Raw genomic sequence first — 7,668 nt, 5'->3', positions numbered from 1 at the left:
GGATTGGCGGCACCCAAGTGGGTCGGATTGGCCAATTACGTAGCCATCTTTCAAGACGCTACGTACATCACTTCATTGAACAATACGCTGATTTGGGTAATCGCCACACTGGTTCTGCCTGTTGGGCTAGGGCTAATGTTCAGCGTACTGCTGCAAAACTTAAAGGGGCAGCGACTATTCAAAAACATTTTTTATTTGCCGTACGCGATGTCTCTTACGGTGGTTGGTGTCATCTGGGTATTTTTGTTTTCCCAAACCGGCATCAACTACGTGCTGCAACTATTCGGTCTCGGGTCGCTCGCGAGAGATTGGTTGACTTCGACGCCGGACAATACGTTTGCGATGATCATAGCATCGGTGTGGCAAGGGACCGGGACGAACATGCTGTTATTTCTGATTGGCCTTGGCGCTTTACCCAAGGAACCATTTGAAGCCGCGGCGATTGACGGAGCTAGCCGGTTTCGTACATTCTGGAGCATAACGCTTCCGCTGCTCAGCCCAATAACGATTGTTGTAATGGGTATGTCCCTCGTCAACAGTTTTAAGATTTTTGATATTATTTGGGTCATGACAATGGGTGGTCCGTACCGTTCTTCTGAAACGCTTGCTGTGACGATGTTTCGAGAATCATTCGTACTATTCCATTTCGGGCAAGGCGCCGCGATATCTATTGTCTTGACAGTTGCTTCTATTGCTGTTTCCTGGATTTATTTGCGGCGGACGATTGTGAAGGAGGGATAAGTGACATGAAACGAATACGAATAGGGAAATGGACGACATACATTTTTATCAGTTTACTAGCCGTTTGCTGGGTGATACCGGTCATCTTAGTCGTAATGAACGCATCTAAATCGTTGGCGGATTTTAGCGCGGGCAACATTTGGGCTTTCCCGAAGACGTTCCAATTAGGATTAAATATGATGGATGCACTGCGAATGGGCAATTTGGGGAAAGGACTCATGAGCAGCTTAAGCTATGGAGTGCTTGGTTCAGGAATCGCGATTTTCATTGCAGCTATGGCCGCATTCGGGATTGTTATACTAAGATTAAAGGGCGGTTTTTACTGGTTCTTGCTCATCTACAGTGGGACTATTTTTCCCTTTCAGATGTATTTGGTTCCGTTGTTCAAGGGATATCAAAAGTTAGGTCTTTACGATACCTTCGGCGGCATGCTCTTATTTTATATTGCAATTGCCATTCCATTTTGCGTCTTTCTATTGCGCAATTACATGACGACACTGCCTTACGAAATTGTGGAAGCGGCACAGATTGACGGTTTTCATAGTTTTGGTATCTTTACTCGGATCATCGGTCCACTTCTGCTGCCACCAATTTCCGTCCTTTTCTTGTTCCAGTTCACGTGGATTTGGAACGACCTGGTTTTCGGTATGACGCTGTCCCGATCGGAAACGATTCGTCCAGTTATGGCAGGTCTGGCGACAATGCAAGGTATTTACTTCCGCTCAGGTATGACCACATTGTTGGCCGGAATCGTATTGACTTCGCTGCCAACGGTGTTGTTGTTCTTCGTTCTACAGCGCAATTTCATTAAGGGTATGCTGCTTACCGTGAAATCGTAATGGTCCGTATTTTATAACAGAATGGCATGATACGATAAAGACCGGAAGCCCACTTTTTCCTATACATCCATCACTCCCATGCGGACATTGGTTATACAGAAGACAGGGAAAAATGGAGCAGTATCATGTCGGATTTATCAGGCAAGAGTTGCAAATTTCCAAGGATATCTCAACGACCATTTCTGTAGACAATGTTGCGATTGCTAACGCACTTGGGGACGAACTGCAGATCAAAGAAACTACACATGACATTCAAATCGCAGAAGTTGTTGTAAAATCATTGCTAAATGCTTTGATTGCAAGTGCACAAGCCAAGTACGATGCTGCAGTGGGAGGAAATGCGGACGGCCTATATGTGATTGGATCCAAAGCGTTATTAAGGTCCGCTATCGATGCGGCTAATGTGACAGCAAGCGATCCGAATGCCTCTCAGCAGCAGGTGGATAATGCGAAAGGCGCATTGGAAGCAGCAATTCAAGCGTTTAATAGCAAGAAGATAAACGCAAATGTCGATGGTCGAGGCGGCGTCTCGATTGGAGACTTGGCTATTGTTGCACGGGCTTATGGCACACAACAAGGTCAGACAGGCTGGAACGTGAATGCGGATGTCAATAAAGACGGTAAGGTTGATATCGAAGACCTTGCAATCGTAGCGAAAGCAATCTTGCAATAAAACAACGAAGCAGTACTCGAGAACATAAAAAGGCCGGTCAGGGACGTACCCTGACCGGCCTTTATTATGTTGTATAGCTTTCCCGTAAATGATTATGGTGACTCGTTGAAGATTATAGGAACCCAATAAAGCGAACTCGCTCGGCAATGATTGTAGACGGTTATTTCGCGGTTCGATAAGCTCGAAATAATCAAACCGCAACCGATGGGAGAACAGATGGCATGACTTATGAAAAATATGAGGATCGAATTAGAGAAAATCGCCAAATCAATGACGAACGCTTAAATAGATATTCGCCCTATTGCGATTTCATCTACTATCCTTCGTCAAGGGAACCCGATCTTCAATTAGCAATGAGAGTATTGAAGCCTCTAGAGCCTTCACGCATTCTAGTTACAACACACGGCTGGCATATGAGCATCCCGCCCTTCGAGTATATGGATAAACCATATGGAGATGGTAAGTATTTTGTGGTCGAGGTGGATATGCGAGGAAGAGCTTTCTCTGATGGAAGTCCTGATTGCAATGGGTGGGAGCTATTAGATGTGATAGATGCTGTCCAATACGTACGAAAGCACTATCAAGATTTCATTATTGATCCTCAGGTGGTGTTTTTCGAGGGGGGCAGCGGTGGTGGAGGAAACGCTTATGCGATTATCGGAAAATTTCCGGATTTTTTTGCAGCAGCCACAGCAATGTGCGGTATCTCGGATTATGAGCTGTGGTATGAGCATGATACCATCGGAGAGTTTCAGGATGAATTAGACGTTTGGATAGGTTTCCCGCCAAGACATAATCCTGAAGCATATAGGTCTCGCAGTGGTTTAACTCTGACTGAAAATCTGCTTACACCGTTATTCATCGCTCACGGTAATACCGATATTCGTGTACCGGTAGATCACGCACGGATATACATGAACAGAATTCGGGAACTCGGGCTTTCTAATAGAGTCCAATATCTAGAACTGGCGGGGGTTGGAACCAGGGAGCACTGGGGAAATGCATCTAACGAGCAGATGACACAAATGCAGGAGCTTAGCGAGTATAACCGTATGCGTAACTCTACTGCCATTGAGATTCCAAATAAGGGATCATTCATCGTAGCAGGATACCTCATCACGAAGAAGTTTTCAGTGGTGCTGAATTCCTTGGATGAGGTGGCTGTCGTACATTATGACTTGAATAATAAGGAATTTAATGTGACGGGTGGATTATCTGGATATTCCATACATCAAAGGGATGTAGCCGACCGTAACAGTGATTTAAAGGAGGATTGGAATGAAGATAAGACATGAGAATACGACTTCGCTTGAACCAACTTCACTAGATTCAATAGTAAAGCCGAAGGTCTTCAATCGAAAATTGAAAATAATCATTCGTGATCGATGGCTGTATCTTATGCTTTTGCCGGGTATCGTTTACTTCATATTATTTAAATATTTCCCGATGTGGGGCGTGCTGATCTCCTTCCAGGACTACCAGCCTTACTTAGGCTTTTGGAAAAGTGAATGGGTCGGGTTCAAGCATTTTATACGTTTTTTCAACGAACCAACCTTTGGAATGCTATTTCGGAATACAGTCGTACTGGCGCTCTATAACCTGTTTTTTTTCTTTCCGTTACCGATTATTGTCGCTCTCATGCTGAATGAAGTTCGTAAGGAATTTTTCAAGCGGTTTGTTCAGACCATGATATATATTCCCCATTTTTTATCTTGGGTGGTTGTTGTTGGTGTTTTCTATATCTTATTTACCGTGGAAGGCGGCGCGGTCAATGCGCTTATCGTGCAGATGGGCGGAGAAAAAATCAACTTTCTCATTAGTGCCGATTGGTTTCGCACGATGATCATGGCGGAGACTGTCTGGAAAGAAACGGGCTGGGGCACAATTATTTTCTTGGCTGCATTAGCGGGTGTCGATCCAGGGTTGTATGAAGCAGCGAAAATCGATGGAGCTGGGCGTATGCGTCAACTTTGGAATATTACACTGCCGGCTATACGCAGCACGATAATCATATTGTTAATTTTGCGATTAGGTGACTTCCTGGATACGGGCTTTGAACAAATTATATTAATGATCAACGCTATGAATCGGGAGGTTGGCGAAGTCTTTGATACTTATGTCTATACGATTGGTATCAATCAGGGGCAATTTAGCTACAGTACGGCTGTTGGACTGTTTAAGTCAGTGATTGGATTGATACTTGTRCTTGCAACGAATGCAATGGCTAAGAAGGCTGGGGAAGAAGGCATTTACTAGAAGAAGGATGTGAACTCGTATGAAAGACCGAACATTTAGCGGAAGGCTTTTTGATATCACTAATATTATGGCCTTGATCCTGTTTGCAGCCCTCGCTGTGCTGCCGTTTCTATATATCGTTCTTAATTCCTTCATGTCGTCAGAGGAATTCGCCAGGCGCGGTGTCGTGTTTTTTCCAAGGCAATTTTCATTGGATGCGTACATGTATATTTTCTCAACGGATACGATTATGCGCAGCTTGTTAAATACAATCTATATTACGGTGGCGGGAACATCTATTAACCTATTATTCACATCATTAATGGCCTATCCTCTCTCTCGAAGAGATCTGATAGGAAGAAGACCGATTATGCTTATGATCATTTTTTCTATGTTGTTCAGCGGGGGGATGATTCCCGCCTTCTTGGTTGTGAAAGCTTTAGGCCTAATGGACTCGCTATGGTCCTTGCTGCTTCCGAGTGCGATTAGCGCATTCAATCTTATTATTCTGAAAAACTTTTTTCAACAGATGCCTGATGGTATTGAGGAGTCTGCCAAAATAGACGGATGCAATGATCTGGGGATTTTAATGAAAATTGTACTTCCTCTATCATTACCTGCGATTGCCACCTTTTCGTTATTTTATGCTGTTGGGCATTGGAACGCCTTTTTTTCAGCAATTCTATATATCAATGATTCGACTAAATGGCCGATTCAGGTTCTTCTGCGGCAGGTGGTCATAATGGCCGAAGGCGGCATCGGTGATTCAAGCCAGGTGAACGAAGCTTTCATCATTCCTCCGCAATCCATCAAGATGGCGGTAATAACGATTTCGACGTTACCGATCCTGATTGTGTATCCGTTCTTACAGAAACATTTTGCAAAAGGAGTTCTATTAGGATCGGTTAAAGGATGACGCATTACGCGTTGTCATTTAATATAAAACTATGAGAGCAAGGGGAGGATTTTTAAATGAAGAATTGGAACCGGTTACAAGGGGTTATGAGGTTTGGCGGTGCTATTGTTCTTTCGGCGATCTTATTGGCTGGGTGCAGTCAGGGAACGGGGAAAGGTACAAACGGTGTCACGGATCCATCATCAACGCCGACTTCAACATCAACCGCTGCACCAGAAGAAACGAGTAAGCCTGTTACACCGCTTAAATTGTCCATGATTAATCAGTACTATTCGGTCGAGCCGCCGAAAGCGGATAATGAAGCGATAAAGCTCATTGAGGAGTATACCGGGACGAAACTTGATATTACGTGGGTGCCTAATTCGGCTTATACGGACAAAATCAATGCAACCATTGCGGGCGGAGAGCTGCCTCAAATTATGATGATCACGAGCAACAAGAGCCCAAGCATTATTAATGCTGCCAAGTCCGGCATGTTCTGGGAGATTGGATCGTATCTTAAAGACTATCCGAATTTGAGCAAGCTGAATTCACTTGTTCTGGACAATTTATCTATTGATGGAAAGGTGTACGGCGTATTCCGCAGTCGTCCCGTAGCTCGCGAAGGTATTATTCTACGTAAGGATTGGCTGGAGGCTGTAGGATTGGATGTACCGAAAACCATTGATGATTTCTATAATATTATAAAAGCATTTGCCACAAAGGATCCAGATAAGAATAGCAAGAATGACACGTTTGGCATGTATGAGGGCAGAGGTATGAATGGTTTTCAATCGATGCTGGCTTGGCATGGCGGTTATAATATGTATGGCATTGAAGATGGGAAGGTCGTTCCTGACTTCTTCAAGGAAGAATATTTGGATGTGCTAAAGCTTTATAAACGCTTATATGACGAGAAGCTGATCAATCAAGACTTTGCGATTGTACCTGGTACAAAGCGTGTTGAAGCTATGAACCAAGGCAAGGCCGGAATGATTATTAGTGCATTGGATGATGTGAATAGCGGGTTCAATGACTTATACAAAGTAAATCCAAGTGCTGAGCTTGATGTGGTAAGCAGAATCAGCGGTCCAAAGGGTGAGCGGCAAATCCTGTTCAACGGCGGATATAATGGTTTATTTATGTTCCCGAAAACTAGCGTGAAAACCGAGGAAGAGCTGAAAAATATTCTTGGTTTCATAGATAAGCTGTCTGATGAAAAAATACAAAATTTATTTGAATGGGGAATTGAGGGTAAGCACTACAAGCTGGATAACGGAGTACCTGCTCGTACTGATGGCAAGGCTTATGAAACAGATATCAATGCAATCAACCAAATACGCTACGATGACGGCGCTTTGGTGACAGCGGGCGAGGATGCGCCGATCGTCAAAAAATACAAGCAAATGTTTAAAGACAATGTTGAAATTGTAGTTCCGAATCCGGTTGAAGCTTTCCAATCGACTACCCTTGCGGAAAAAGGTCCCGAAATTTCCAAAATTCTTACCGATGCGAGAGTGAAATTCATTATGGGTGAGATTGATGAAAATGGTTGGGATAAAGCTGTAGAACAATGGCGGAAAAGCGGCGGAGATCAAGTGATCCAGGAATTTACGGAGCAATACAATGCTATACAGAAATAATAAAGTTCGTATAGTCATTAATGGATAGTTAAACTACAATAACGAATAAGGAATTCACCCCAGCATTAAGGGTGAATTCCTGAAGTTATTTGAAATCKTGGAGGTTTGACTCATCTTGGGAATCCGTCTACCAAAATTTTTGACAAGGTTATTTCTATTTAGCATGCTCTTGGGCACTCTTCCTGTAATCGTTCTCGGAGTTCTCTCTTATTATAAATCATCTGAGATTATTCAAGATAAAGTGACCAAAGCCAATATGCTGAATTTGGAGCAAACGCAGCAAAGTGTTGAGCAGCTGCTAAAAATGGCGGATATATCTGCTGTTCAATTCATTAACTCATCTCTAGTCAGTTCATCATTAAATATGTTATTAACCCCCAATCAATTTGAAACCGTGAATGAATTGCTTCAAGGCTTACATAAGCTTCAAAGTTTCGAGTTGGGTATCAATGATATATTATTAGTCAGCTTCAAAAATGGTTGGGTGATAGATAACAGCACTGAGGTACTGCGTTTAGAAGAATATAATCAAAGTGAAATGATTAATAACTATTCCAAGGTTGGAAAAACAAGCTTCTGGGCTACAGCTGCTGGAGGAGAGCAGGTTCATTTGGTAAAAAAGCTGCCTCAGAATTCACAAAC

The 7,668-nt window shown here is 43.2% G+C and carries 7 protein-coding genes and 1 pseudogene; all 8 read left to right on the top strand.

The annotated features are described in order from the left end of the window. On the top strand, window positions 1–741 hold a 741-nt coding region (locus AC1DWN_RS22890), incomplete at its 5' end, for a carbohydrate ABC transporter permease (RefSeq protein WP_477561210.1). A 5-nt stretch (window positions 742–746) separates the two neighbouring features. Further along, the gene (locus tag AC1DWN_RS22885; protein WP_477561209.1) at window positions 747–1,580 is read left to right on the top strand and encodes a carbohydrate ABC transporter permease; all 834 of its coding nucleotides are present in this window, start codon (window positions 747–749) and stop codon (window positions 1,578–1,580) included. A gap of 112 nt (window positions 1,581–1,692) precedes the next feature. Next, on the top strand, window positions 1,693–2,253 hold the full coding sequence (locus AC1DWN_RS22880; protein WP_477561208.1) for a dockerin type I domain-containing protein: 561 nt from the start codon (window positions 1,693–1,695) through the stop codon (window positions 2,251–2,253). 221 nt (window positions 2,254–2,474) lie between these two features. Continuing rightward, the gene (locus AC1DWN_RS22875; protein ID WP_477561207.1) at window positions 2,475–3,548 is read left to right on the top strand and encodes an alpha/beta hydrolase family protein; all 1,074 of its coding nucleotides are present in this window, start codon (window positions 2,475–2,477) and stop codon (window positions 3,546–3,548) included. After that, window positions 3,532–4,509, top strand: coding sequence for an ABC transporter permease (locus tag AC1DWN_RS22870; RefSeq protein ID WP_477561206.1), 978 nt, complete (start codon window positions 3,532–3,534; stop codon window positions 4,507–4,509). The genes AC1DWN_RS22875 and AC1DWN_RS22870 overlap by 17 nt, the downstream gene beginning before the upstream one ends. Before the next feature lie 19 nt (window positions 4,510–4,528). Then, entirely contained in the window at window positions 4,529–5,404 is an 876-nt protein-coding gene (locus tag AC1DWN_RS22865) for a carbohydrate ABC transporter permease (RefSeq protein WP_477561205.1), read from the top strand. Window positions 5,405–5,460: 56 nt separating this feature from the next. Continuing rightward, window positions 5,461–7,026, top strand: coding sequence for an extracellular solute-binding protein (locus tag AC1DWN_RS22860; RefSeq protein ID WP_477561204.1), 1,566 nt, complete (start codon window positions 5,461–5,463; stop codon window positions 7,024–7,026). 115 nt (window positions 7,027–7,141) lie between these two features. Next, window positions 7,142–7,668: pseudogene (locus AC1DWN_RS22855) on the top strand (helix-turn-helix domain-containing protein); the annotation flags it as partial.

This window comes from Paenibacillus sp. P4_A7 (assembly GCF_056402455.1).
This window is presented reverse-complemented; position numbering and strand designations above follow the sequence as displayed.

Bases quoted from the DNA above. Each gene is read 5' to 3' on its own strand.
- AC1DWN_RS22885 (WP_477561209.1), top strand. From the start codon at position 747: ATGAAACGAATACGAATAGGGAAATGGACGACATACATTTTTATCAGT.
- AC1DWN_RS22880 (WP_477561208.1), top strand. From the start codon at position 1,693: ATGGAGCAGTATCATGTCGGATTTATCAGGCAAGAGTTGCAAATTTCC.
- AC1DWN_RS22875 (WP_477561207.1), top strand. From the start codon at position 2,475: ATGACTTATGAAAAATATGAGGATCGAATTAGAGAAAATCGCCAAATC.
- AC1DWN_RS22865 (WP_477561205.1), top strand. From the start codon at position 4,529: ATGAAAGACCGAACATTTAGCGGAAGGCTTTTTGATATCACTAATATT.
- AC1DWN_RS22860 (WP_477561204.1), top strand. From the start codon at position 5,461: ATGAAGAATTGGAACCGGTTACAAGGGGTTATGAGGTTTGGCGGTGCT.